Source organism: Weizmannia acidilactici (assembly GCF_008974225.1).
GTDB lineage: Bacteria > Bacillota > Bacilli > Bacillales > Bacillaceae_C > Weizmannia > Weizmannia acidilactici.
Window position 1 is genome coordinate 1 of sequence record NZ_BKZR01000037.1, and the last position, 25,283, is coordinate 25,283.

Here is a 25,283-nt window from a genome sequence, read left to right on the forward strand (position 1 = left end):
CACATTAAATGATAGAGTGTCTTCCTATTTTTTTCCACTCATAAGTCCCCGAGTAAAATTTTACACATACAAGAAACCGCGCATTTGATTGCGCGGCGGCCGTACTCTAAAAATGGTTTAGTTTATGAATATGATGGTTTAACTCTTTTAACAGCGAACGCCTCGTAAAAATGCCGGCAAAAAACCCTTCGTCATCTTCTACACACAAAAAATTATGGTCGACAAGCCATCTTAATGCTTTTTCAAAATTGTCATGCACATTGAGCCTTGGGATATTCCGGTTCATCACCGCTTCTACTTTAATTTCGCCCAGTTTTTCGAATTCAATCCTCTCCAGGCCGAGAATCGAATCGGTAATCATCGCTGAACTGATCAGGCCGTGCAGCCGATATTGCGCATCCAGCACCGGCACCGCGGAATATCCGCTTTTGGTAAGCACCAATAAAGCGTGTTCCAAATTATTCCCAATCTGCACATGGGCGACCTTTTCTGATGGAATCATAAAATCAATGATTTTAGGTTCAAGAAACTCGTGGCTCTGTAAAGAGATCATCGTGCAAAAATCCCCTTTTCTTCATTTTTTTCAGGTAACAAAAACCATTAAAGAGGAGAATGCTGAAATTTATCATGTTTGCCATCATGGATGTAAAGATATAACCGATCTTTTATATTTTATCATAAACAGAAGCGGATTGACGAAAGAAAAACGCCCGGCTAGATGCCGGGCAGACCGATTTTTAGCTGTTCGAACCTTCCTGGACAATATCAAAAATTTCAATCGCGGCGATATCGAGATCGTCAAATTGGTATTTGTTGGCGTGTTTCTGTCCGTCGTAAACTTCCAATTCAAATGTGCCGTTCTGTGGGAAAAATTTCACCTGGCACAGCGTTTTTCCGTTTACTTCAAAACGTCTTTGCTGAACTTCGCCTGTATCTTTCGCTTCCTGCATTGCCTGCAGCCTTTGGATAATTCCTAGTAGTTGAGACATAATGGACTCCTTTCAACGAACATGAGTGCCCTTCCTGTTTTTGGAAGTTTATACAATCCCTCTCATCAGCAACGAATGTGATTTTACTATCCCATACGAATTGTACAGTAAATCTTAAACTTAGGAAAGGGACTGACGACAAATTTTTTCATTTTGCAACGTTTTCTTGCCTTATTTTATCCTAAAATCCGCACGGCATTGAAAAAATTTTAAGCGTTTATGACAGATTTCGATTTGCTAACCGTAAAATTTTTAAAATAAAGGGGCAGTCCTAAAAGCCGGTAAATTGGCCAAAGGACACCCCTTTAATAACAAAATTTTTGATGATCGCGAAATTCACTCGCTTTCCGCACGCGTCGGGAGCCTCCTCGCCCGATACCTCAGCACGAGGGGGCTCGCTTTTCCCGCAGGATTCCCGAAAATTTCGCGATCATGATCTCTACTTTTCAGGGCTTTGGGACAGCCCCTTTAGTTTAAAACAAATCCGGCAAAATTTCTTTCGGTACCGCAATCCTTACTGTGGCAAGTGGGTTTACAATTTGGCTGATTTCCAGGCCGCATGCGGCGCTGAGCAGCCTGTACGCATCGTTAAAGATAAGCCCATGCGCATCCGCAAGCCGGCGCACCGCAATGCGCATCCCTTTTTTTGCCGCCAGTTCAATATTCTCTGCCGATGAAACAAAAAACCAATTGTCTGTTGTTTCGACAACCGGGATGCCAACCGGAACCGCGATATCCCATTTCGTACACTCGAGCGTAACTTTTCCGCCGATTTCCACACCGGATCCGTCCAGTTCCCCGTCTCCCATTGCGGCGTGGAGATCACCGAGCGCAAGCAGGGCGCCTTCATGGAAAACGGGCAGGTACAATTTTGAACCGACCGTGATCCACTTCGTATCCATATTGCCGCCATGGTCGCCGGGCGTTTCGCACAGGACTGACCCTTCCGCCGGTGCTACGCCGATCACCCCGATCATCGGCCTTGCCGGAAATTGGAGCCGGCTGTTGAACAGTATTTTCCCGTCTTTCACCGGGATAATACGTGTATCGGATTCTTTCACGTCCCTTCCGAGCGCCCCCATCCCCGGATAAAGCACCATCACACCAACTTCGTTTAACGAAATATCCTTTATTTCCACACAAAGCGTATCGCCTTTTTTTACGCCTTCAATATAAATCGGGCCGGTTGCAGGATTTATAAAAGGGATATCTACTTCCGTCCGCAGCTGCGACGGGGAAGTAATTTTTCCGCAATAGCAGTCGTACGTTTCCACAGCAAATGTTTCGTTCAATCGGACTGTATACGCCGGTTTGTTTTCCGCCGAAAAATGGGTAATAAAATGTTCTTTTTGCAGTTGTTTCATTGTCCACTCCTTCCGCGGCCATTTAAAAAGGATGCTGGTTCAGCCACTGGCCGCCATCCATTGTAATGACTTCCCCATTGATATAAGACGCTTGGGGGGAGAACAGGAAATAGGCGAGTTCGGCAATTTCCTCCGGTGTACCGAGCCTGCCGAGCGGGACACTGTTTAACGTCCTTTTCGCCGCTTCTTCCGATACCCAAAGCTTATCGGCTCCGCCCGTCCTTTCAATTGGGCCGGGCGCAATCGCATTGACACGGATACCGTATTTTCCGCCCCATTCGACCGCCAGCGTGCGCGTCAAAGACAGTACGCCCGCTTTCGCCGCTGCAGAATGGGAAACGCCTGCTCCCGCCCTCCATGCATAAGTGGCTACCATATTTATGATACTTCCTTTTCTCTTTTTGTCTATCCAATAATTTCCAACCGCATGTGAACAATAAAAAGTGCCGTTTAAAACAATATTGATCACCGCATTCCAGCCGTTGACCGACAATTTTTCTGCAGGACAAATAAAATTTCCGGCGGCATTGTTGACAAGAAAATCTATGCGTCCGAACTGCCTGTCCGCCTCCGTCACCATCCTGCGCACATCTTCCGGGTTTCTGACATCCATTTGAACCGTCAGCGCATCCGGAGTAATGGCGAGCAGCTCCTCTTTCATTTTCGTCAATTTTTCCTCATCCCTGCCTGTGATCACAACTTTCGCCCCGGACTGCGCAAACTTTAATGCCATCGCTTTTCCCATTCCGTTTGATCCGCCTGTAATGATGACCACCTTTTCTTTCATCTTTTCTCCTCCCTAGGATGAATGAATAACCATTCATTTTATTTTTAAAGTTTTTAACGGGCAATCGCATGGATCTGCCCGTTATTTGCCGTTTTGTGCTGCCCCGGCGGCCATTTGGCTTGCGGGGCGCAATAAAACTATAAATCTCTTTTTAATTTCAGCAGGGATTCGTGCATTTTCGTTAACGACCGGATAATCGTTTTTTTTCGGTTATAGCCTTTCACAACGACCGTTAACCCGTTATATTCCGTAAAAACCTGCCCCCAAGAACTGTCATGCAAAAATCCGTAAACATAAATCTTAATATATCCCTCTTTGGCAGGAATAAAAAACATATCCATTCGTTCGCTCATTTTTGCACGCTCCTTTCGCCGTCTAAAGCGCGGCTCCGTTTCCCGGCTGCAGAACGGGGGTGCCGGTTTGTGTAAAAGGAACCGTCTTGCTGCATCATCTTATCCTATACAATACAATGTACCATTAGTACGGCAAAAAGAAAATATTTTTTTGCAATTCTGCGGGATGCTTTTACAGAAAAAACCGTTTTTCCACTTCTTCAGCGGTGATCGGCCGGCTGAAGAAATATCCTTGCGCTTTCTGGCAACGGACGGACCGCAAAAACTGCACCTGTTCTTTCTCCTCAACGCCTTCCGCCACCACTTCAAGCCCAAGATGGTGGGCCAAATGGATGATCGTTTTTGTAATCGCCACATCTTTTTTACTAATTTGCAGTTCACGGACAAAAGACTGGTCGATTTTTAAAATGTCTACCGGAAATTTTTTAATATAATTCAAAGAAGAATAACCCGTCCCAAAGTCATCGACCGATATCGTCAGCCCCATGTTTTTCAGCCTGTTAAGCATCTTTAATATATTGTCCTTGTCTTCCATCGCCCCTTCCGTAATTTCGATTTCAAGTGCAGAAGGCGGAAGACCGTATTTTCTCAGTGTCTTCCCGATAAAACCGGGCAGCCCCGGATCGAGAAACTGTTTTGGCGAAATATTGACAGCGACCCGGATATCGGCCCGCCCTTTTTTGCGCCATTTAGCGAGTTGGGCGCATACATGGTTGATCACCCATTCACCGATCGGAATGATCAGCCCTGTTTCCTCTGCGAGCGGAATGAATTTCAGCGGCGGGACATTCCCGAATTTCGGGTTATGCCATCTTAAAAGCGCTTCAAAACTTTTAATCCGACCCGTCTTGAGCTGCACCTGCGGCTGGTAATTGATTGTCAGCTCGTTTTTCTCAATTGCTCTCCGCAAATGGGCTTCCAGCATAAGATAATTATAGAAATCTGTATCCATATTTTTGCTATAAAAACGGAAATGGCCTTTTCCGCTTTCCTTCACTTTAAACAGCGCTGTATCTGCATGTTTGATTAATGTTCCCACTTCTTCCCCGTCTTCCGGATAAATACTGATCCCGATGGAGGGGGTAAGAAAGTAATCTTCGCCATCGATTTTAAAAGGTTCATAAAAGGCAGCCAAAATCTGCTCTGCAATTTTTTCAACCTCTTCTTTTGGGTGGCCGGAAACGACCGCAATAAATTCATCGCCACCCTGGCGATACACTTCATAATCATGAAAGGGAAGCTGTTTCAACCGCCGGGCCGCCAGCTTCAAGATTTCATCACCAACATGCTGGCCCAAAATATCATTAAAATACTTAAAACGGTCAAGGTCGAGATATAAAACAGCAAGCTGCGGCCCGCCTGCTTTTTCCTTCCCGGTTTTCTTTTGAAGTTGTTCGAGCAGTGCGCGCCTGTTCCAAAGCCCTGTCAAATGGTCGCGCATTTGGAAATATGTATGGGAAAACGGCAGTTGTTTACCGTCTTGAATCAGCTCTGTTATTTCCCTTGTGATCGCAATCACCCATTTGCCTTCATGTACGCCGACTAAAGATGTGTGGAAGACACGGTTGCTGTCCGGCCCGTGGATAAAATGGACCGGCCTTTTTTCTTCCAAGGCGGTTTTGCAATAGTGCTCGAACCGGGCGGCTTCCCCTTCCCCCAAAACTTCGTGTAAAAACTTGCCGATTTCGGCCGTATGCTCATCTTTGTTTACATAGGCAAATTTAAATGCCGGCCCCTGTTCCACTTTTAAAATGCTGACCGTATCATAAAACTGGGACAGGAAATCCCGGCTGAAAAAAGCTTCAACTTGAAGATCATGAAATTTCTCTCGTGCTGCTTTCGCTTCGTCCATAATATCATCCTTTTTATCCCGATTAAAGGGAAATATGGCCACCACGGCGTGGGATTTCCACATTTCCCGGCAAATGCAATACATTTGGAAAAATCTACTTCTATTTTACAGGGAAAAGCAAAAAAAGAATAGAAAAAACGGTGAAAACGGGTACAATAGAACAAGCGGATACCCGCCTGTTCTTTTATTCCTTACTGGCGATAAATGGCCACCAATTTGCCTTGCCGAGCACTTTTACGATTACCGGAACGAAGAGCGGAAGAATGACAAATGCATAGAGCAACAATCCTGTCAGCGTCAGTGTTGCAATTTGGAGCAATGACAAAACACCGGACGGCATCATTGCTGCAAATGTGCCAGATAAAATGATTGCCGCTGAAATGATAACAGTACCCATATTTTTCATTGACAGCAAAATTCCTTTGCGCACCGGCAAATCCTGATATTCATTGAACCGTTCCATCAGGAAAATCGAGTAGTCAGTGCCAAGCGCTATTAAGATGACAAACCCGAAGAACGGCACCACCCAGCTGATCCCAGGGTAGCCAAGCAAATGCACAAAAATGAGTTCGGCGAGCCCGACGGAAGCATAGTACGTCAGCAGCAGGGAAGCAAGCAAATACAGCGGCATCATCAATGACCGCAGGAAAATCATCAGCGCCAGCGTCACCCCGATCATCATATATGTAACGGTGCGGCTGTAATCCGCTTTCGACATTTTGTTTAAGTCATGATTAATGCTGGATACCCCGCCGATGCCGATATGGGCATTTTCCAGTTTCGTCCCTTTCACCGCATCTTTAACGGCCTTGCCGATGTCATCGATTGTGGCCATCGCGCCGTTTGAATATGGGTTTTCATTCAATGTGATGTTAAACGTCACCATTTTCCCGTCTTTTGAGATATAGTGGTTCAATGCTTTTTGGTAATCGGCGTTGGCCAAAAGCTCATCCGGAATATAGATGCCGGACTGTTCCATGGTTGTTTCATCCGATAAATCGTTCAAATAAGAGCCGGCATCATAAAGCCCTGCTTTAATTTTGCCCAACCCTTTCGCGCCTGAATCCAGGCCGTCCGACAACTGGTTGATTTTTGTACCGAATGTGTTGAAGCCGGACTGCAGACGTGCCTGCCCGTCAGCGATGCCCTGAAGCCCTTTTTGGATCGACGGAATTTTTTGGATCACTTGGTTTTGCCCGTCAGCTGTTTTGTTGATGCCGGACTGTAACTGGTTTAGCCCCTGGATGATTGGCGTAAAGCCATCCGCAAACTGGCCGAGGGCGGTTGAAATGGCTCCAAGCTTTTCATTCACCATCTCCAGTGTGGATGTCATCGTATGAATCCTGCTGTACAATTCGGCAATCGTACCACTGCTTGAACCGATGCCGAGCATGACCATTTCTTGCTGCAATTTTTGGAACTGCGGATCATTCTTCACTTCCGGATGGTCTTTTAAAAATGCTTGATAGGATGCCTCAAGCGTTTGCAGCTGTTGCGGGATGTCGCTCGGCAACTGGCCGGTTTGCTCGATAAACTGGTTTATGCCGGTTTCGACCTGCTGGTATTTTTCATAAAGCTGATTAAAGCCGGATTGCAGTTCCCTTGCCTGGTCCTGCGCTTTTTTTACACCGGTTTTCAGCTGTTCCGCACCTTGCGACCCGCTTCTGATCCCATTTTCAATCTGGCTGAGCGATGTATTAAGATCCCCCATGCTGGCTGCGATTTTCTCCGTTCCCGTCTGCAATTGGCCGATGCCGTCCGTTGCTTCTTTAAATTTCGATTTGGAATCTGCTAAAAACTGTGACGCTTCTTTCAGCCCTGATTTGATTTTGCCGATGCCGTTATTGCTTTTTTCAATACCTTCGCTTAATGTTTTTGCCTGGTTTTTGACGTAAATTTCTTTCATGATGCTGCCATCCGGCCTTGTAGCACTTTGCACCTGGGCGACATCCTTGACCTTATCGAGATCCGCGCTTATTTTTTCAATTAAGGCCAGATAATCTTTTGATTTGACGGATTCGTCGTTTTCAAGCACCACTTCGACCGGCATCACTTTACCTGCGCCGAAACTATCAGAAATGATATTGAACGCTTTTACGGCGTCATATCCGTTGCCGAGTTCGTCCAATGAATTGAATGACAGCTTTCCGTCATAGCTGACCGAGAGCGGGACCGTCAAAAGTGCAACGATCGCGAGGGCAAGAAACGGCCTTGCAAGCGAAAAAAGCCCGGCCCGTTCCCAAATTTTGCTTTCGCGGTGGGAAATTTCCCCACGTACCGGCCAGAACAGCCCCTTTTTCAGCGTAGCCATGAAAAACGGCACAATCGAAAATAATGCGCACAAAAGTACGACCACCCCGATCGCAACTGCGGAAGCCGACTGGTACAATTTAAAGCTGGCAAGCCCGATCGAAGCAAAACCGATCAGAACCGCAATGCCGCTAAACAATACCGTTTTCCCTGCCGACTTATAAGTAGTGGCGATCGCCGGAAGCACTTCATTTCCTTTTGCCAGTTCTTCTTTAAACCGGCTGAGCAGCAAAATGCAGTAATCCGTGCCGATCCCAAACAAAACGGCGACAAGGAAAATTTGCGTAAAATTCGAAACCGGGAAATCAAACTTGTCTGCCAAAATCGCAACAATGAATTGGCTGATCATATAAGAAATCCCGACGGTTAAAAGCGGAATAATAGGCGCAACAACCGACCTGTACACAAGCACGAGCACCACAAGAATAAAAATCACCGTAATGGTTTCCGTCTTTTTCAGCCCTGCTTGCGAGCTGTCCGTCACATCCTCATTGATCAGTTTGTTGCCTGTCATCATCGCCTCAACACCCGGCGTTTGGACCGCTTTTTGCAAATCAGCGCGGACACTTTTAAAAGGCTTGCCACCTGCATCGACCTGCGCCACAACCATCACCGTTTTGCCGTCTTTTGACACAAGCTGGCTTTTTAGGGAAGGATCGTTAAAATGTGTGGTCATATTTTGGATCGCGTACTGTTTCTTATTGCTTTCCAATCGCCCGACCGTGTTCCGGATATGATCCATATCTGAAGCCGAAAGCTTTTCCCTGCCATGAAACACAATCATGACACTTGTTGTATCACTGCCTGCATCATCGTGCCGGCTTTTGATCTCATCCGCTAAAGATGATGCATAGCCTCTCGGGACCGTGATCTGGCCTTTTTCACGGACTAACGGATCCATTGCCGGCGCTTTCCATGCCAATAAAATCCCGGCAGCAGCCCATAATAATACTACAACCCACCTGAACTGCACAATTCGCTTCATGAATAGAATCCCCCCCTGTTCCTTGTTTTGCCGGAAATAACTGATATGCAACGATTATAAAGAAAATGGCTGTATTAGTATGTAAAAAAATTGGAATTTTAATTAAGTTTACTTTCCAAAGTCTGTGGAAAGTAGTATAATTAACGAAAAAGTAAAATTATTTAAAAACGAAAGGAGTTCTATATTTGGATTCGCATAAACCTGCTCCATTGCAACCTACAATCCAAAACCTCTCTTATGCTATATTCACGGTCAATCGCCATGCGAAAACCGCTACCGACCCAAAATTTTTATACCTTTTGAAGAAAAAAGCCCTCGAAAAAATGATCCAGGAAGGAAAAGCGCTGAAAGTCGGCCTGCATTTTTCGGAACATCCGAAGTACAGCCAGCAGCAGTCAGACGTACTTGTCCGGTGCGGCGATTATACCTTCCATATTCCGCCTTCAAAAGCGGATTTCAAACAACTTCCCCATCTTGGAAAACTCGACCATTCGACAAGAAACCCGAAATGCCACATGTCCCTCAGCCAGGCAAAACACTTGTTGCAAGTTTATACAGGGCTGAAAGAAAACCAGCATCCCGGGCAGCTGCCCCGTTCCGGCAAAAAAACTTACAAACCTGTTTTTAAAAAACTGGGCGAATCGTTCTTCTAAACCAAGAACGGGCAGCGGATGGCGGGAAACGCGAATCAAATATTGCATAAAACCCCCCGGCACAAGGCAGGGGGCTTTTCGTTTGCCCTCACAGCACATGTTCGTCAATCGAAAGGATCAGTTGATTGATTTCAGGTTTGCTGATTTGTGCATCTGCACCGACCATTTCCCCCTTGTGCCGCAGTGTGTCGGTAATCAGCGAGGAAAAAATAATGACCGGCAATACGTTTAATTCGCTGCTTTGTTTAATTTTTTTCGTCAAATGGTGGCCGTCCATCAGCGGCATTTCAATATCCGTGATGACAAGCTGCACTTCATCGGTAACGTTTTTCCCGCTCTCCGCGATTCCGACCAAATAATCGTACGCCTCTTTTCCGTTTTCAAAAAACTCAATTTTTTCATATCCCGCTTCAAGCAAAGTATCGTGGAGCAAACCGCGCAAAAGGCCGGAATCTTCCGCAATCAAAATCCGTTTATTGCTCCGTTCCCTTTTCCCGAGTTTTTTCACATCTTCCACGCGGATGCTTGTTTGCGGGTTGATTTCCGCAATGATCTTTTCAAAATCAAGCATCAGGATCATATCCCCGCCATTCTTGATGACCCCAGTGATGTGCGAAGATGCACCCGTATACATTTCGGACGGCTTCTCGATCTGGCCCCAGGAAAAGCGGTGGATTTTTGTTACACTGTCCACATGGAATACAATTTTTTGCTGATTGAATTCCGTGACGATAAATTTATCGTTTTCACCCATTTGCACCTGCTGCCCAAGCACTTTGCGTAAATTGACAACGGGCAGCACTTCCCCGCGCAGCTGGATGATCCCTTCAATATAAGGATGGGCGTGCGGAATCGCGGTGACCGGAACCGGCATAATAATTTCCTTGACTTTAATCACATTAATGCCATAATAGCTCCCGCCGGCATGAAACTCAACGATTTCTACTTCGTTTGTCCCGCTTTCCAGTAAAATGCCCTGCTCTTGATTCATGGTCCTGCCCCCTCGCGTATTTCTCATTATCACATGGACGGTTTTTGTATAATACTGGCAAATGGGCCTGCAAATGAAGCACTTCCCATTTCCGCCCACATCTTTTATATCGGCAAAAATTGCGAGGATTTCACTACACATCCGGCAAAAAGGGGAATGGCTTCAATCGTTGATGATCACATACGTGCCGGCGATCATATCATGGAGCGCCTGTTTTTTCTCTGTAAAAGCAGCCAAAAGATAACCGATGTAAAATACAGCTGACAAAGACATCGCCAAAGCCCTTCCGAGTGCGCGCCAAAATGAGATGCGCCCGCCATCGCTGCCGATAATTTTCAAACCGAGCGCCCTTTTTCCGAGCGTTGCCTGCCACTTGGAAGAATGGAAAATGGCGAAGTACAGGGAAAAAACGAACGCGGATACAACCGCCGCAACCGCAAAACAGAGCGCAAAAGCAAAATCCTGCTGCGGGGTAAAATCCTCTGACCCGGATCCGCCGATCACGGCAACGGATACGATGATGATGCCGAAAAATACCACAACGGAGGGAATGCTGACAATCAATAAATCTATGAGATAAGCGGCAAAACGCAGCCAAAAACCGGCGTATCTTCTTTCAATCATCTGGCTCTCTTCCATTTTTTCAACTCCAATCCTTTTAAATATATACGATAAAAATGAGAAAATCATTCATTTTCGGTGAAAAAGGTCTCATTTCTTTACCCGTAAAAATTTTCCGTCAAACCAAATGCGTGGTAAGATAATAAGGAATGCCATACATATACAGAAAGCTGCACTGTTAAAGGAGGAAATGAGTTTTTGGAACATTTATTGAACCCGCATGTACTGGAGATTGAAATTTCCGGAATCCGTAAGTTTTCAAATATGGTTGCAGATATAGAAGATATCGTTTCTTTTACGATCGGGCAGCCCGATTTCCCGACACCGGAACACGTCAAGCAGGCAGGCATCCGTGCGATTGAAGAGAATGCAACCACTTATACCCATAACGCCGGCGATCTTGCTTTACGGAAGGCGGCCGCCAAGTTTGCGGAAACGAAATACGGGCTTTCTTACAAGCCGGAAACGGAAGTGATCGTGACGATTGGCGCCAGCGAGGCAATCGATATTGCTTTAAGGACGATCCTTACACCCGGTTCTGAAGTCATATTGCCCGGCCCGGTTTATCCGGGATATGAACCGGTGATCCGCCTGTGCGGCGCTGTACCGGTATACGTTGATACAAGAAACAGCCAGTTTAAGCTGACGGCGGATTTGATCCGGGAGGCGCTCACGAATAAAACAAAATGCATCATACTCCCATATCCTTCCAACCCTACAGGGGTAACTTTGGAAAAACGGGAATTGCAGGAAATTGCCGATCTCATCCGCGGCAAAGAATTATTTGTTCTTGCAGATGAAATTTACAGTGAACTGGCTTATGATATGCCGCACGCTTCCATCGCTTCCTTTTTACGGGAACAGGCAATTGTCATCAACGGCGTTTCAAAATCGCATGCGATGACCGGCTGGCGTATCGGCTTCGTATTCGCCCCGGAACAACTTGCCAAACATATTTTAAAAGTCCACCAGTATAACGTATCATGTGCCTCCTCGGTTTCACAAAAAGCGGCGCTTGAAGCATTGACAGCCGGCATCCATGATTCGGAAGAGTTGAAAAAAGAGTATCGAAAAAGAAGGGAATTTGTGTGCAAAAAGCTTGCAGAAATCGGCCTCCATTATGTAAAGCCGGACGGCGCTTTTTATGTTTTTGTCCAACTGCCAAAAAAATATAAAGGATCGTCTTTCGATTTTGCAGTTGAAATGGCCCAAAAAGACAAAGTCGCGGTTGTTCCGGGCAGCGCCTTTTCCAAATACGGCGAAGGCTGGTTCAGAATGTCGTATGCATGCAGCTTGGAAACGCTCGAAAAAGGGCTTTTGCGCATGGAAAAATTTATTTCAAACCTCAATTGAGCAAAAAACCCGCCGGAAAATTTGTCCGGCGGGTCTTCCCTGTTATTCTGCCCAATACTTGATTAACGCCTGCGTACCACTGTTTTCTTCCCCCTTTTGGGCAAGCTCCTCATATAATTTTTTGCTGAGGGCGAGGCCCGGCAGGTCAAGCCCCATTTTTTCCGCTTCATCCAGGGCGATTTTCATATCTTTAATAAAATGTTTGATAAAAAAGCCCGGTGAATAATCGCCTGCAAGCATTCTAGGCACGAGGTTGGACATCGACCAGCTTCCGGCCGCCCCCGCACTGATGGATTGCAGTACTTTTTCCGGATCGAGCCCGGCTTTTTGCGCATATACAATCGACTCCGTCACACCGATCATATTGGAAGCAATCGCGATTTGATTGCACATTTTTGTATGCTGGCCTGCTCCCGGCCCCCCCTGCAGGACGATATTTTCGCCCAGAACGGAAAAAATCGGTCTGGCCGATTCAAACACATCTTCATCGCCGCCGACCATGATTGTCAGTGTCCCTTTTTGGGCGCCGATGTCCCCGCCGGAAACAGGCGCATCCAAAGCTTTCAAGTTTTTCTCTTTTGCAGCTTCATAAATTTTTTTCGCTAACGTAGGCGTTGACGTCGTCATATCGATCAGTAGCGTTCCCTCTTTTGCGGCGCCAAGCAGCCCATTTTCCCTAAAATAAACTTCTTCTACATCATGCGGATACCCGACCATCGTTAAGACGACATCCGCTTTCGCAGCCGTTTCCGCGGGCGTGGTACACCATTCGGCCCCCTGTTCAAGAAGTGGGGCTGCCTTTTCTTTTGTCCGGTTGTATACAAAAAGCGGATATCCTGCTTTCAGGAGATTCTGTGCCATACTCCGTCCCATTACACCTAATCCGATAAATCCGATATTTTCCATTCTTATTCCCCCGTTATCATGAAATTCTTTGCAGCCCGCCGCGGCGCATTGCATAGTTCCTACAAAATTCGGACAGCATTGCGCGCAACCAAATACAAAAAAGCCTGTACTGCGACAGACCAAAGTCAAATGGGGTGCAAGAAAGAAAACAATCTCTCACGTTTGCTTTCTTTATCCCCGCATTTTCGGACTTTAAACCAAAATTTTTTGTAACAGAGAATTTTTCCCCTTTTAACCGGCCAACTTTAAATTGATTTTACCTTTCCGCCGTCGATCAGGAAACTGCTTCCGGTTACATAGGAATTGGCTTCCGATGCGAGGAACGCGACAAACTTTCCAAATTCGTCCGGTTCGCCGTATCTGCCGAGCGGGATCGACCGCAATTCCTGCGCCTGCACTTCCTTCACCGTTTTTCCGGTTTTCTCGGCAGTGACTTGATCAAGATGGACAATTCTGTCTGTTGCAATCCTGCCCGGACCTACCGTATTGACAAGAATGTTGTAAGGCGCCAGTTCTTCCGCAAGCGATTTGGATAGTCCGACGATACCGGTGCGGAACGTATTCGACAAAATCAGCCCAGAAATCGGTTCTTTAATCGATGAAGAGGCAATATTGATCAGCCTACCGCCGTTTTTCTTCAAAAGCGGCAATGCTTCGCGGATGATGCGTATGTATGAAAGCAGGTTCAGTTCAAACGATTTTTGCCAGTCTTCATCACTCATATCTTCAAAATTCCCGGCTGGCGGACCGCCTGCATTATTCACGAGAATATCCAGCCTGCCGAACACTTCCTTCGCCTTTTGCACCATTGCCTTAATGTCTTCGCGGTTTGTGATGTCGGCGCGGACATATTCCACATTTCCAGTCCCTAAAGCGGACAATTCATCTTTTACCGCCTGCAATTTTTCTTCATTCCGACTTGTGATGAGGACATTGGCCCCTTCCAGGACGAGTTGTTTCGCAACAGCCTTTCCAAGTCCCTGGCTGGAAGCTACAACAAGCGCTGCTTTTCCTTTCAACCCTAAATCCACGAAAATCCCTCCTGAATGGTTTGTTAAATTTACAACTGTTTTCATTATAAACGATTTTCTCCCGTCCTTACATCCGCAAAGCTTGCACATACTTGCAAAAAGCCCCTGCGGGAATCGCGGCGCCTTTGACAATGGGACGAATTTCACGGCCCAATCAAAAAAGGCCGGACGGAAAACCCGTCCGGCAAAAATAGGGGGAAAAATGAGAAAGAAACGATATACATCCGGTATTGTAATAATACTGGATACCAATACCTTACCCTAATACCGGGATAGTTTATATATACCCGCTTTCTTCCCCATTAATCCTTCTTTTTTTGAAAAAATTTTTTATGAATTGGAAAGAACTTTTTTCACGTGTTCCTTCACTTCTTCATTGGTAGAAAGGTTCAAGACTTCCTCAGCCAGTTTTTCCATGTCGGATTTATTCAGGCCACGAATTTGGGCGCGTGCCCTTAAAATGGAGGAAGCGCTCATTGAGAACTCATCAAGGCCGAGGCCGAGTAGAATTGGAATTGCGATTTCGTCCCCTGCCATTTCGCCGCACATGCCGGCCCATTTGCCTTCTTTATGCGCCGCATCAATGACGCGTTTTACAAGGCGGAGGATCGCCGGGTTGTATGGCTGGTACAGATACGAAATGCGCTCGTTCATGCGGTCGGCAGCCATTGTGTACTGGATCAGGTCGTTTGTGCCAACGCTAAAGAAATCGACTTCTTTTGCGAACACGTCTGCCATGACCGCCGTTGAAGGGATTTCAACCATGATGCCGACTTCGATATTATCTGAAACTTGTACGCCTTCCTGCACAAGTTTTTCTTTTTCTTCCAAAAGGATCGCTTTTGCCTGGCGGAATTCATCCAAGTTGGAAATCATCGGGAACATGATTTTCAAGTTGCCGTGTGCGCTCGCACGGAGCAATGCACGAAGCTGAGTGCGGAAAATATCCTGCCTGTCCAGGCACAAGCGGATCGCACGGAAGCCCAAGAACGGGTTCATTTCTTCCGGCAACGGCAAATAAGGCAGTTTTTTGTCTCCACCGATATCAAGCGTACGGACAACTACCGGTTTGCCGTTTAAGCCTTCCAGCACTGCTTTGTATGCCTCAAACTGCATTTCTTCGGAAGGAAGCTCGTCCCTGCCCATGTACAGGAATTCGGTACGGTACAAGCCGACACCTTCCCCGCCGTTTTTGATGACGCCTTCCAAATCGTTCGGTGTGCCAATATTGGCTACAAGTTCTACATGGTGCCCGTCTTTCGATACGGATTTTTCATTAACCAGCTTGGCCCATTCGGCTTTTTGCTGTTCGTATTGTTCTTGTTTTTGTTTGTATTCGTCCACAATTTCCGGAGTCGGATTCACATGGACATCGCCGCTGTTGCCGTCTACGATGACAAGGTCGCCGTTTTGGATATCCTGGATCGCGGTTTTTGTCCCGACGACTGCAGGAATTTCCAAAGAACGCGCCATAATCGCAGAGTGCGATGTACGTCCCCCGACATTTGTCGCAAATCCTTTTACATATTGGCGGTTTAATTGAGCAGTATCGGAAGGGGTCAAGTCATCGGCAATGACAATGACTTCTTCCGAAATCATGCTCGGATTCGGGATTTCCACATTCAACAGGTGGGCCAAAATCCGTTTTGTCACGTCGCGGATATCCGCAGCGCGTTCCCGCATATACTCGTTGTCCATTTGTTCAAACATGGTCACGAACATATCGGCAATTTCTTTTAATGCGTATTCCGCATTGATCTGATCATCCCTGATTTTATCCTGGATCGGAGTCAGTAATTCCGGATCGTCTAAAACAAGCAAATGGGCATCAAAGATAGCCGCTTTGTCCGGCCCCAAAGCTTGAAGTGCGTGCTCCCTGATCGCCTGCAATTCAGATTTGGATTCGGACACAGCAGCTTTAAAACGGTTAATTTCATCCGCTGTATTTTGGACAGTCGTTTTTTCAAAAGATAAATCAGGCTCTACCAAGCGATAGGCTTTTGCTATCGCAATCCCGTTGGAAGCTGCTATACCTTTCAAAATTGTTGACATTATTCGCCCAAACCTTCTTTTTTCATTAATTCAGCTAAAGCGTTTAATGCATCATCGGCGTCGCTTCCTTCAGCAATAATGGAAATGTCAGCGCCTTTGCCGATCCCAAGGGACATAACACCCATGATCGATTTCAAGTTTACTTTTTTATCCTTATACTGTAATTGGATATCTGAATCAAATTTGCTAGCCGTTTGCACAAGCAATGTTGCAGGACGTGCGTGGATTCCTGTATCTGCCGTTACTTTGAATTGTTTTTCAGCCATAGGTAAAACTACTCCTTTTCTTTAATATAGTACTAAAAATAAAACACCATGCATTTTTCGTCAATATTTATGGGGCATCATACATAAAAAAGACAAATATTGCACAATGCGGGAATAAAACGAAATCCCCGTAATAGGATAACACGCCTTCAAAAATAAAACAATCATCTGAGTTAACTTCATTTTGCTTAACTTTGCGCGATTTTATTCAAACATAAAGCAAAATCAACTTCGCGGCGTATCCAAATACCGGTAAACCACATTTCCGCCGTGCTGGGCAATCCCCTTAAAATGCTTAAAATCGTCCTGGACGACGAGCACTTCCCGAAACGCCATAAAATCTTCGTGCTTTACGTATAATTCTTCAATTTCCCTATTGCGCAGCCGGTTGATTGCGTTCTTGATTTCCTCTTCCGTCATATCCATCACCCCAAGCGGTATTTTAGCACATTTTCGCTGCCATTCCCTCTATTTCTTTCTGGCCGGAAGAACTGCCTCACCATACAAATTCTCTTTTCCCCTAGAAAAATAGACAACGAATTTTCATTTTCATATTTTTTATCTTGAACTTTTCTGAAAAATAGTGCAAACTGGTAACAATAATTTCACTATTGGGGGAATCTCAATTGAAAAAAGCACAGGTTGGCGACATCATCGAATTTAAAAACGGACTCCAGGGCATTGTTGAAAAGGTAAATGAAAATTCTGTCATCGTCGATTTAACGTACATGGAGAACTTTAAAAATCTTGAGCTGGAAGAAAAAACAGTGGTAAACCATAAAAATTACCATATTATCCAGTTCGCTTTAAATGAATAAATCGCTCCATCAGCCCCACCTGAAAAGAAACTGGAAGCGACCGCCAGTTTCTTTTTTATGGTGCCCAAAGCCACTCTCCCACAGTTTCTTGTTAATTTTGTGAAATTTTTAACATTATTTTTCGCCATTTTACCAGATACCTTTTTCTCCGCTTCTTTGATAAAATAAGGTTTGGTATTTTACATTGGACTGTCTCCCGGACAAACGGCCTTTTTCAGCCGGTGTTTCTTTTTCAGCCTAAGAAAGGAGAGCTTTATCGGTGACAAAAAACATGATTGATACAAAGCTCCTGGGAAGTATCATTATCGCCCATCTCCTTTTATATATTACTTTTCAGGATCTTTCTGTTTTTTGGTATTTGTACTCGGGCGCAATGCTGTTTTTGGTCAGTTATGCTGTTTTTCTAGGGAAATCGGAAAAACATGAAAAGCTTTCCTATCTCCAATTGTTCATGTACGGAATCCTTTCCGGTTTACTTTTATATATCGTTTTTAGGCTTGGCAATGCAGTGCTGGGGCTGTTGCCTGGCGGGCTTGACAGGGAAGTCGTACTGGCATACAGGCGGTTCTCCCCCGATACGATCTGGCATTACCTTGCGCTGGTTTTCATTTTGGTCCCCGGAGAAGAAATTTTCTGGCGCTCATTTGTCCAGGCACGGCTCATGAAAAAGGCGGAACCCAAATATGCGATCCTCATCGCCGCTGTTTTAAATACTTCCGTTTATCTATACTGCAGTTTAAAGATTATGGCTATTGCCGCATTTGTCGGATCCGTTTTTTGGGGTTTGCTTTATGCAAAAAAACGGAGTCTGACCATCCAAATTTTATCGCATCTTACTTTTGATTTACTGCTTGTCGTCTTCCTGCCAATTTATTAATCAGGGCGGCAGCTTTTTTACGGAAAGGCTCTGTTAAATTTTATTGCTGAGATCGCTTGTTTCTGAGATTCCAGCGGGATAAGCGGGGAAGAAGAGAAACCTCGTGCTGGGGTATCAGGCGGGGAAGCCCGCGGCGCATTATGAGCGAAGCGGATTTCGCGATCACCAACATTGATCACGAACATAACCTATGGAAAAGTTTGCAAATCGCCACGGCTAGTTCCGGATGGTTTTATATCCAAGCATAACGATAAAAAGAAGGCTGAAGTACCCAAATAAAGGATATAAAAAAGACAGCAGCGCCCCGTAATGCATAAAGCTGATCATGGCAATGGCAGCCAAAATCAGGGCAAACATCCGCCCGCTTTTCATTGGCATGTATTTTTGCAGCTGTTTTTCAAGCCCGTACACATCACCGATGATCGAAGTAAAAATCTCCCCGAAAATAAGTACCACATAAATAGAATAAATTGCCGGGAAACTCATTTTGACAATATGCGCCATTGGGATTTCCACAGTCGAAACATCCGGCAGCATTATCAGCGACAAATGGCTCGAGATCAGGATGAGCATTAAAAACAACCCACCCAATATTCCGCCGGCCCGGACAATGCTTTTATCCTTTACTTCTGCCGCAAGCGGAACGAGCACCGCCTGCGCAAGCGCGAGATTAAAAGCCGCATAGGATAATGCACGGAGGATCGCGTGTGGAATCTGCCCGGTTTCCGGCCGCGCCGCAAAAGATTCGAAAAATCCTTCTGCCCGGACGGACTGCGACATCAGCAGCAGATTAAACGCAATCATCAACGGCACGACAAACGTATTCACGCCGAGGAGGCCCTTCGTCCCGGTGCACATGACAGCAAAAGTGAGAATGATGGTGAGCGAAATGCCGGTAATCCGGCTGAGATGAAGCTGTTCCTGAAATACGGCGCCTGCACCCGACAGCATGACCCCGCACACGCCAATAAGCATGGCCATCATCAAAAAGTTCACGCCGCCGGCAAACGTTTTTCCAAATAAATAATGGTTCAATTCTTCATAGGAGTCTGCTCTTAAATCAATCGCGATTTCCATCATTTTTGTACCGAACACAATAAACAAAAGCCCCGAAAAGCAAATGGCAAATAACCCATATAATCCGAAACGCGTAAAAAACTCCGCAATTTCTTTTCCTGTCGCAAATCCGGCCCCGATGACCGTCCCGATATAGACAGCCGCAATTTGCACAGCCCCGGCCCATTGCTTCAACACCTGCACCCCTTTTAATGAAAAACATTTTACGGAAAGCCGCGGACGGGCCCCACTACTATCCTATGTATATCGGTATCAAAATAGCCCAGATAAATCGGGTTCCGCCCGCCTGAAAAATTGGTCAAAAAAAGTCAAAAAAACACTTTACAACCGAAAAACATTGCCGTATACTATAGCCAAGGTTAAAATTAATCAAACCAAGGTGATGCGAATGACTTGCGTTTTCGAAAACTTTGGTATATAATGTCGTTGCAAAGGTCAAAGATGGTCAAAGATAAAAAGGCAAAGCTGATGTGTAATTGCAAAAATCTTGCATCCGACATCACTTTGTTCTATAATTAAGCTGTAAAGGTCAAAGATGGTCAAACAAAGTGCACGGAAGCAAATCAATTGCATCTTGTGAAACTTTGATTTATACTTTTGCAATAAAGGTCAAAGTAAGTCAAATCACTTTGATCTGTTTTTCAATTAAATTAGTCAAAGATAGTCAAAATCAAACCGATCAAAGGGAGGAATGTTTGATGCTTTGCGACAAATGCCATCAAAACGAAGCAACGATCGGAATGCATATAAATGTGAACGGAAATCAAAAAACATTAAACTTATGCCAGTCTTGCTACCAAAAAGAACGTGCAAAATTTGAAAACAGCTGGGGAGGTATGTTTATGAATAACGGATTTGGAAATTTCGGAGGTTTTGGAGGCTTTGGCGACTTCAATGATCTCTTTAACCAAATGAATGTGAACGGATTCCAGCCGAACGGCGCAAAACAAACCGTGCAAACCCAAACGCAGGGCGGCGGCAACGGATTTCTTGACCAATTCGGCCGCAACTTGACGGCCGCTGCAAGAGCCGGCCAGATCGACCCTGTCATCGGGCGCGACGAAGAAATTGCGCGCGTAATCGAAATTTTAAATCGCCGCAATAAAAACAATCCGGTCTTAATCGGTGAACCTGGCGTCGGGAAAACTGCGATCGCAGAAGGACTTGCTTTAAAAATCGTTGAAAAACAGGTTCCTGCAAAATTGCGCAATAAAGAAGTTTATTTGCTTGATGTTGCATCCCTTGTCGCCAATACCGGCATCCGCGGCCAATTTGAAGAACGGATGAAAAAATTGATTGCTGCACTTGAACAGCAAAAAAATGTGCTCATCTTTATCGATGAGATCCATCTGCTCGTTGGCGCTGGTTCTGCTGAAGGTTCGATGGACGCAGGCAATATTTTAAAACCGGCGCTTGCCCGCGGCGAAATCCAAGTCATCGGGGCGACGACTTTGAAAGAGTACCGGCAAATCGAAAAAGACGCTGCACTTGAACGGCGTTTCCAACCGGTCCAAGTCAATGAGCCGGGCCTCAATGAAACAGTCATGATTTTGCGCGGCTTAAAAGACCGGTATGAAAAATACCATCACGTCACTTATACCGATGAAGCGATCGAAGCTTGCGTAAACTTGTCGCACCGATATATCCAAGACCGCTTCTTGCCGGATAAAGCGATCGACTTAATGGATGAAGCGGGCTCGAAATTGAACTTGACAATCACCGTGCCAAGCAAAGAAGATATCCAAAAACGGCTCGCGGAAATTGCGCAGGAAAAACAGGCTGCGCTCGCGAAAGAAGATTATGAAAAAGCAGCTGAACTGAAAAAAGAAGAAGAGAAACTGCAGGAAATGGCTGCATCAGGCCAAGAAGCTTCAAAACCGGTAGTGGATGTTGTGCAAATCCAGGAAATCGTTGAAAAGAAAACGGGCATTCCTGTCGGCAAACTCGAAGCGGATGAAGCGCAAAAATTACAGCATCTTGAAGAAAACCTGGCTGCAAAAGTGATCGGCCAGGAAGAAGCGGTCAAGAAAGTTGCGAAAGCGATCCGCCGTTCACGCGCCGGCCTGAAAGCGAAAAACCGCCCGATCGGTTCCTTCCTGTTTGTCGGCCCTACCGGCGTCGGGAAAACGGAATTGACAAAACGTTTGGCGGAACAATTGTTCGGCACGAAAGATGCGATGATCCGCCTCGACATGAGCGAATACATGGAAAAACACAGCGTTTCGAAATTGATCGGTGCCCCTGCCGGATACGTCGGTTACGAAGATGCGGGGCAATTGACGGAGAAAGTGCGCCACAACCCGTACAGCATCATTTTGCTGGACGAAATTGAAAAGGCGCACCCGGATGTTTTGAACATGTTCCTACAAATTTTGGACGACGGTCGCTTGACCGATGCGCAGGGCAGAACGGTCAGCTTCAAAGATACCGTCATTATTATGACAAGCAACGCAGGCACCCAATTTAAGCATAAAGAAGTAGGATTTGCGAAGAGCGAAGCGATCAAAGAATCGAATATCCTCGACTCTCTCGGCGAATTCTTCAAACCGGAATTTTTGAACCGTTTTGACAGCATCATTGAATTCAAATCGCTTGAAAAAGAACATTTGATCAAAATTGTGGATTTGATGCTCGGCGAATTGAGTGAAATGTTGAAAGAACAAGCGATTACGCTTGAAGTATCGGAAGAAGCAAAAGAAAAAATCGCTGACCTCGGTTATGACCCGGCTTTTGGCGCACGCCCGATCCGCCGTGTCATCCAGGAAAAAGTGGAAGACCGGATTGCCGACTTTATTCTCGACCATCCGGAAGTGAAAAACTTAAAAGCGGAAGTCCGCGGCGGCGAAATTGCCATTGCTGCGAAATAATGGCGGACTCTACCGGCATGCAGCGCTTTTGCATGCCGGTTTTTTATATACCGGAAGATACCCGCTGGTGTATCATTGCGGAGTACCGCTGATTTCTCTCTGCTTTCCGCTGATACTAGATGCGTACCCGCCGATTTCTCTGCCTTTTTCGCTGATTCTTCCGCGGCGGGTACCCGGTCCGCTATGATCGTCAAAAAATTTACCTTGCCACCGGATTCCTGTTGCAAAGAAAAAATGACCATGATTACCAATGTTCTTTCACCGGGGAAGGCTCTACAACCCCCCCCCCCCGCTGCATCAGCTTGTAAACCGGAAACCCGATCACAGTAAGGGCGCGGCACCCATGCTCAAATGCGCGGCTGCCATCCCGCTCGGATGGGAAAAATTGCTCCGTCCCCTTTTCATAAACCGAAAAAGGCAATCATAAAAATCGGGATCAATTTTCCGACGATAAACATAATCTGGATAAAACCGCCGAATTTCGTACCAAGCAGGTTCATCGTTGTTAAAAAGAGTACGGTCAAAATGCCGATCCACACTTTGTTATTTTGGACGGAACCGAAAAAATTGGCAAGGATCGAACCGAATACAATCCGAGCGCACCGATAACCGCAGGCCCGTAAATCAGCGACTGGATCCATCCGCATAAAAAGTCCCAAACTTTTCCATACACGGTTTCCAGATATGCGTACAATCCCCCTGTCCGCGGAATTTTCACGCTCACTTCGGCAATCGTTAAGCCGCCCGCCAGCGTGATCACACCGCCGATGACCCATGCCAGCATCGCCATTGCTGAATTTCCGGCAGAAGAAAGAATGATGCCTGGTTTCATAAAAATGCCGGATTCGATCAGCGAGCCGATGACAATTGAAGTGGCAACAAAAAATCCGATGGTCTTTTTCAACTGTGGCTTGTCTTTCACGCCAAATCCCCCAAGTGGTATAAATATATGCACATTATATCACAACATACTTTACTAAAATAATTTTCAGAATCATTTTATTTTAGAAAACATCTTCCCTTCTTTTTTTATTGGAAATCTATATACAAAAAAAGCCGGAAAGAATATTCAATCAGGAATATTCTTTCCAGCTTTTTTGATCAAATCAATGGCAGTACGTTTCTCATCGTCGCTTAAAATCGACATAATCGAGTGGATCCGCCTTTTATGTTCGGGAAAAACCGATTCAATAAAGGCCCTGCCCCGGTCCGTAATATGCGCGTACGTAATACGGCGGTCATTCGGGCAGGAAATCCTTTCTAAATAGCCTTTTTTTTCAAGCTTATCCACCACATAAGTGATGCTTCCGCTTGCCAACAGAATTTTTCCGCCAATCTGCTGCAGCGGCTGATCCCCTTTATGGTACAAAAGCTCAAGAACCGCAAATTCAGTAGGATTAACCCCCTGTTTTTGTATAAATGTATTGGTGTATTCTTTAATGGCGCGTGAAGCTTTTGACAAAACGACAAATAATTTTAATGACAGCTCCATGTCATTTCCCATAGTATCGAATCCTTTTTTCCTTTTTACACCATTATATTTGGAAATTGGCACATTGGCAATGCATGGGTTACTCAGCTTACACGCCGCCCGTGATATGCAGGCGTTGTCTAATGATTTGGATTTAAAAGGTGGGATCAGGATGAGCAATCAGAAGCAGTTTCCAGGTTCACATTAAACAAGCTGCATTTTTTTATGTTCTTTCCGTGCTTCAACCAAATTCGGCCGTTGCACTTTTTCATATAAAATAAACGACATTTCCCTGATGATGACCATCTCGGAAGAAAGGGTGCTGTGCTGCTTGCGGTATGCTTCATACTCGTTCATGAGCGCATCGAGCTGTTGGCTGCACTGCACCGTTTTCTCATGGGTAAGCCCCAATTCTTTTCCAAGTTTCATCATTTCCTGGCGTTTTTTCTGAATACGTAACAGATACTTGTTCTCCTCCAACCAATTCTTGTCCACTTTCAAATTCTCCTTTTGCCTTCTATTTTTCGCTGATTTGGTTTCTGTTGTCCCCCATGCAAAGCAGATTCCCAAAAAATGTGTGAGATTCTACACATGGAAAACGCCGGAAGTCCTGTTGATTTTCCGGATTTCAAACCATTACTAAAGCATTATCGCAGGTCTTGACGTAAATGTAAATAGATTCGCAATATTAGACAAAATTTTCACCATATCTTTTCGTTCCTTTCTGAAAATCAACGGCTTTTGACAGCATTATGTTTTTTTGGGGTATGCCAAGGAAAAATAACAAAAAACTCCTGAGAAAGGTGAGACGGATCATGAATCAATATTTGCTGGCAAAAGCGGCCGGATGGCTTTTCCGTCCAAAAGTAAAGCAGCATTTAAAAGACAGGCAGTAAAGTAAAAACACGGAGAAAAGGAGACACAAATCGGATGAAAAGGAAAATTGCCTGCATTCAAATGGATATTGCCTATGGGGATCCTGAAAAAAATTTTAATACAGCGGAAAAATGGATTGAAAAGGCAGCGGCTTACGGCTGCGATCTGGCCGTTCTGCCCGAACAGTGGACCACCGGTTATGACCTTACCCGCCTGGATGAACTGGAAAAAGGTTACGCCGTGCATCTCTCAGACGGAAAATATTATAATACTTTGCTGATTGCCGAAAAGGACGGCAAATGCAGCATACCGTACAGTTTCAATTGATGGATGAGCACCGTTATTTTGCACCAGGGGCAAGCGACGGCCTGTTTACACTCGGCGGCGGAACATTCGCGGGCGTTATCTTGTTATGATATCCGCTTTCCTGAATGGGTCCGTAAAATTGCTTTACGCGGTGCAAAAACGCTGTTTGTGCCGGCTGAATGGCCGCTTACACGGCTCGACCACTGGCGTACCTTATGTATGGCACGCGCCATTGAAAACCAGTTTTTGTGATTGCCTGCAACCGGGCCGGAAATGACCCTGCCAATACTTTCGCCGGGCATTCGATGATCATCGGCCCGTGGGGGGGGGACATTTTAAGCGAAGGCAGGGAAAGGGAACAGCTCGTGACTGCTGAAATCGATTTGGCCGCCGTGGATGAAGCGCGCAGCATAATCCCTGTTTTTTCCGACCGGATGCCGGATTTTTACTAATTGTATTAAAAAAGCTTCCAAAAATC

24 protein-coding genes and 1 pseudogene are annotated in these 25,283 nt (G+C 45.6%); 6 read left to right on the forward strand and 19 right to left on the reverse strand.

The window, feature by feature from the left end; genetic code table 11:
* Window positions 1–106 precede the first annotated feature (106 nt).
* The 7 genes from cbpB to GBH70_RS12740 form a co-directional block, all read right to left on the reverse strand.
* Window positions 107–553, reverse strand: a complete 447-nt coding sequence (gene cbpB / locus GBH70_RS12710; RefSeq protein WP_151681395.1) for a cyclic-di-AMP-binding protein CbpB — start codon at window positions 551–553, stop codon at window positions 107–109.
* Between the two features lie 184 nt (window positions 554–737).
* The gene (locus tag GBH70_RS12715; protein WP_151681396.1) at window positions 738–989 is read right to left on the reverse strand and encodes a YkuJ family protein; all 252 of its coding nucleotides are present in this window, start codon (window positions 987–989) and stop codon (window positions 738–740) included.
* Between the two features lie 473 nt (window positions 990–1,462).
* A complete protein-coding gene (locus GBH70_RS12720) occupies window positions 1,463–2,353 on the reverse strand; it encodes an acetamidase/formamidase family protein (RefSeq protein WP_151681397.1) in 891 nt (296 codons plus the stop codon).
* 22 nt (window positions 2,354–2,375) lie between these two features.
* Complete coding sequence (gene fadH, locus GBH70_RS12725; protein WP_151681398.1) at window positions 2,376–3,140, reverse strand: 2,4-dienoyl-CoA reductase; 765 nt, start codon at window positions 3,138–3,140, stop codon at window positions 2,376–2,378.
* A 137-nt stretch (window positions 3,141–3,277) separates the two neighbouring features.
* A complete protein-coding gene (locus GBH70_RS12730) occupies window positions 3,278–3,493 on the reverse strand; it encodes a hypothetical protein (protein ID WP_151681399.1) in 216 nt (71 codons plus the stop codon).
* A gap of 172 nt (window positions 3,494–3,665) precedes the next feature.
* Window positions 3,666–5,345, reverse strand: coding sequence for an EAL domain-containing protein (locus GBH70_RS12735; RefSeq protein ID WP_151681400.1), 1,680 nt, complete (start codon window positions 5,343–5,345; stop codon window positions 3,666–3,668).
* 184 nt (window positions 5,346–5,529) lie between these two features.
* A complete protein-coding gene (locus GBH70_RS12740) occupies window positions 5,530–8,640 on the reverse strand; it encodes an MMPL family transporter (RefSeq protein WP_151681401.1) in 3,111 nt (1,036 codons plus the stop codon).
* Window positions 8,641–8,825: 185 nt separating this feature from the next.
* On the opposite strand from GBH70_RS12740, the gene GBH70_RS12745 reads away from it, so the two are divergent.
* A complete protein-coding gene (locus GBH70_RS12745; RefSeq protein ID WP_151681402.1) occupies window positions 8,826–9,293 on the forward strand; it encodes a YkyB family protein in 468 nt (155 codons plus the stop codon).
* A gap of 88 nt (window positions 9,294–9,381) precedes the next feature.
* Here GBH70_RS12745 and GBH70_RS12750 read toward each other — a convergent pair whose 3' ends face one another.
* The gene (locus GBH70_RS12750) at window positions 9,382–10,284 is read right to left on the reverse strand and encodes a chemotaxis protein (protein WP_151681403.1); all 903 of its coding nucleotides are present in this window, start codon (window positions 10,282–10,284) and stop codon (window positions 9,382–9,384) included.
* Between the two features lie 162 nt (window positions 10,285–10,446).
* Window positions 10,447–10,923: an RDD family protein gene (locus tag GBH70_RS12755; RefSeq protein WP_151681404.1), complete on the reverse strand. Its 477-nt coding sequence runs from the start codon at window positions 10,921–10,923 to the stop codon at window positions 10,447–10,449.
* Between the two features lie 180 nt (window positions 10,924–11,103).
* On the opposite strand from GBH70_RS12755, the gene GBH70_RS12760 reads away from it, so the two are divergent.
* Entirely contained in the window at window positions 11,104–12,258 is a 1,155-nt protein-coding gene (locus tag GBH70_RS12760) for an aminotransferase A (protein WP_151681405.1), read from the forward strand.
* A 42-nt stretch (window positions 12,259–12,300) separates the two neighbouring features.
* Here the strand turns inward: GBH70_RS12760 and GBH70_RS12765 are convergent, their stop codons facing one another.
* The 5 genes from GBH70_RS12765 to ykzS all read right to left on the reverse strand — a co-directional run bounded on the left by GBH70_RS12765 (window position 12,301) and on the right by ykzS (window position 16,933).
* Complete coding sequence (locus GBH70_RS12765) at window positions 12,301–13,164, reverse strand: NAD(P)-dependent oxidoreductase (protein WP_151681406.1); 864 nt, start codon at window positions 13,162–13,164, stop codon at window positions 12,301–12,303.
* Window positions 13,165–13,409: 245 nt separating this feature from the next.
* Window positions 13,410–14,195 carry an SDR family oxidoreductase gene (locus GBH70_RS12770; RefSeq protein WP_151681407.1) on the reverse strand — a complete coding sequence of 262 codons (786 nt, stop codon included), beginning with the start codon at window positions 14,193–14,195 and terminating at the stop codon, window positions 13,410–13,412.
* A 330-nt stretch (window positions 14,196–14,525) separates the two neighbouring features.
* Window positions 14,526–16,247 carry a phosphoenolpyruvate--protein phosphotransferase gene (gene ptsP / locus GBH70_RS12775; protein WP_151681408.1) on the reverse strand — a complete coding sequence of 574 codons (1,722 nt, stop codon included), beginning with the start codon at window positions 16,245–16,247 and terminating at the stop codon, window positions 14,526–14,528.
* On the reverse strand, window positions 16,247–16,513 hold the full coding sequence (locus tag GBH70_RS12780) for a phosphocarrier protein HPr (protein ID WP_151681409.1): 267 nt from the start codon (window positions 16,511–16,513) through the stop codon (window positions 16,247–16,249). The genes ptsP and GBH70_RS12780 overlap by 1 nt, the downstream gene beginning before the upstream one ends.
* A gap of 225 nt (window positions 16,514–16,738) precedes the next feature.
* Window positions 16,739–16,933 carry a protein YkzS gene (ykzS, locus tag GBH70_RS12785; RefSeq protein WP_151681410.1) on the reverse strand — a complete coding sequence of 65 codons (195 nt, stop codon included), beginning with the start codon at window positions 16,931–16,933 and terminating at the stop codon, window positions 16,739–16,741.
* Window positions 16,934–17,139: 206 nt separating this feature from the next.
* Between ykzS and GBH70_RS12790 the strand changes: the two genes are divergently transcribed.
* A complete protein-coding gene (locus GBH70_RS12790; RefSeq protein WP_151681411.1) occupies window positions 17,140–17,331 on the forward strand; it encodes a YkvS family protein in 192 nt (63 codons plus the stop codon).
* Window positions 17,332–17,590: 259 nt separating this feature from the next.
* Window positions 17,591–18,208, forward strand: coding sequence for a CPBP family intramembrane glutamic endopeptidase (locus tag GBH70_RS12795; RefSeq protein WP_151681412.1), 618 nt, complete (start codon window positions 17,591–17,593; stop codon window positions 18,206–18,208).
* Window positions 18,209–18,424: 216 nt separating this feature from the next.
* On the opposite strand, the gene GBH70_RS12800 is transcribed toward GBH70_RS12795, so the two are convergent.
* On the reverse strand, window positions 18,425–19,459 hold the full coding sequence (locus GBH70_RS12800) for a YkvI family membrane protein (RefSeq protein ID WP_151681413.1): 1,035 nt from the start codon (window positions 19,457–19,459) through the stop codon (window positions 18,425–18,427).
* 524 nt (window positions 19,460–19,983) lie between these two features.
* Between GBH70_RS12800 and GBH70_RS12805 the strand changes: the two genes are divergently transcribed.
* Window positions 19,984–22,152, forward strand: coding sequence for an ATP-dependent Clp protease ATP-binding subunit (locus GBH70_RS12805; protein WP_151681414.1), 2,169 nt, complete (start codon window positions 19,984–19,986; stop codon window positions 22,150–22,152).
* Between the two features lie 401 nt (window positions 22,153–22,553).
* On the opposite strand, the gene GBH70_RS17540 is transcribed toward GBH70_RS12805, so the two are convergent.
* The 4 genes from GBH70_RS17540 to GBH70_RS12820 form a co-directional block, all read right to left on the reverse strand.
* Window positions 22,554–22,676: a hypothetical protein gene (locus tag GBH70_RS17540; RefSeq protein ID WP_259373289.1), complete on the reverse strand. Its 123-nt coding sequence runs from the start codon at window positions 22,674–22,676 to the stop codon at window positions 22,554–22,556.
* Window positions 22,673–23,074, reverse strand: a complete 402-nt coding sequence (locus GBH70_RS12810) for an amino acid permease (RefSeq protein WP_253693871.1) — start codon at window positions 23,072–23,074, stop codon at window positions 22,673–22,675. Before GBH70_RS12810 ends, GBH70_RS17540 begins: the two co-directional genes overlap by 4 nt.
* Window positions 23,075–23,221: 147 nt before the next feature.
* Window positions 23,222–23,656 (reverse strand): MarR family winged helix-turn-helix transcriptional regulator, encoded by a 435-nt coding sequence (locus GBH70_RS12815; protein WP_151681415.1) that lies wholly within the window; start codon window positions 23,654–23,656, stop codon window positions 23,222–23,224.
* A 171-nt stretch (window positions 23,657–23,827) separates the two neighbouring features.
* The gene (locus tag GBH70_RS12820) at window positions 23,828–24,118 is read right to left on the reverse strand and encodes an aspartyl-phosphate phosphatase Spo0E family protein (protein ID WP_151681416.1); all 291 of its coding nucleotides are present in this window, start codon (window positions 24,116–24,118) and stop codon (window positions 23,828–23,830) included.
* A gap of 435 nt (window positions 24,119–24,553) precedes the next feature.
* Here GBH70_RS12820 and GBH70_RS12825 point away from each other — a divergent pair.
* Window positions 24,554–25,257, forward strand: a pseudogene (locus tag GBH70_RS12825) (carbon-nitrogen family hydrolase).
* Window positions 25,258–25,283 lie beyond the last annotated feature (26 nt).

What these genes read in the sequence shown, in the direction of transcription:
- GBH70_RS12715 (WP_151681396.1), bottom strand. Translation starts at nt 989, where the DNA reads ATGTCTCAACTACTAGGAATTATCCAAAGGCTGCAGGCAATGCAGGAA.
- fadH (WP_151681398.1), bottom strand. Translation starts at nt 3,140, where the DNA reads ATGAAAGAAAAGGTGGTCATCATTACAGGCGGATCAAACGGAATGGGA.
- cbpB (WP_151681395.1), bottom strand. Translation starts at nt 553, where the DNA reads ATGATCTCTTTACAGAGCCACGAGTTTCTTGAACCTAAAATCATTGAT.
- GBH70_RS12780 (WP_151681409.1), bottom strand. Translation starts at nt 16,513, where the DNA reads ATGGCTGAAAAACAATTCAAAGTAACGGCAGATACAGGAATCCACGCA.
- GBH70_RS12730 (WP_151681399.1), bottom strand. Translation starts at nt 3,493, where the DNA reads ATGAGCGAACGAATGGATATGTTTTTTATTCCTGCCAAAGAGGGATAT.
- GBH70_RS12765 (WP_151681406.1), bottom strand. Translation starts at nt 13,164, where the DNA reads ATGGAAAATATCGGATTTATCGGATTAGGTGTAATGGGACGGAGTATG.
- GBH70_RS12755 (WP_151681404.1), bottom strand. Translation starts at nt 10,923, where the DNA reads ATGGAAGAGAGCCAGATGATTGAAAGAAGATACGCCGGTTTTTGGCTG.
- GBH70_RS12805 (WP_151681414.1), top strand. Translation starts at nt 19,984, where the DNA reads ATGCTTTGCGACAAATGCCATCAAAACGAAGCAACGATCGGAATGCAT.
- GBH70_RS12740 (WP_151681401.1), bottom strand. Translation starts at nt 8,640, where the DNA reads ATGAAGCGAATTGTGCAGTTCAGGTGGGTTGTAGTATTATTATGGGCT.
- GBH70_RS12750 (WP_151681403.1), bottom strand. Translation starts at nt 10,284, where the DNA reads ATGAATCAAGAGCAGGGCATTTTACTGGAAAGCGGGACAAACGAAGTA.
- ykzS (WP_151681410.1), bottom strand. Translation starts at nt 16,933, where the DNA reads ATGACGGAAGAGGAAATCAAGAACGCAATCAACCGGCTGCGCAATAGG.
- GBH70_RS12720 (WP_151681397.1), bottom strand. Translation starts at nt 2,353, where the DNA reads ATGAAACAACTGCAAAAAGAACATTTTATTACCCATTTTTCGGCGGAA.
- GBH70_RS12735 (WP_151681400.1), bottom strand. Translation starts at nt 5,345, where the DNA reads ATGGACGAAGCGAAAGCAGCACGAGAGAAATTTCATGATCTTCAAGTT.
- ptsP (WP_151681408.1), bottom strand. Translation starts at nt 16,247, where the DNA reads ATGTCAACAATTTTGAAAGGTATAGCAGCTTCCAACGGGATTGCGATA.
- GBH70_RS12815 (WP_151681415.1), bottom strand. Translation starts at nt 23,656, where the DNA reads ATGGGAAATGACATGGAGCTGTCATTAAAATTATTTGTCGTTTTGTCA.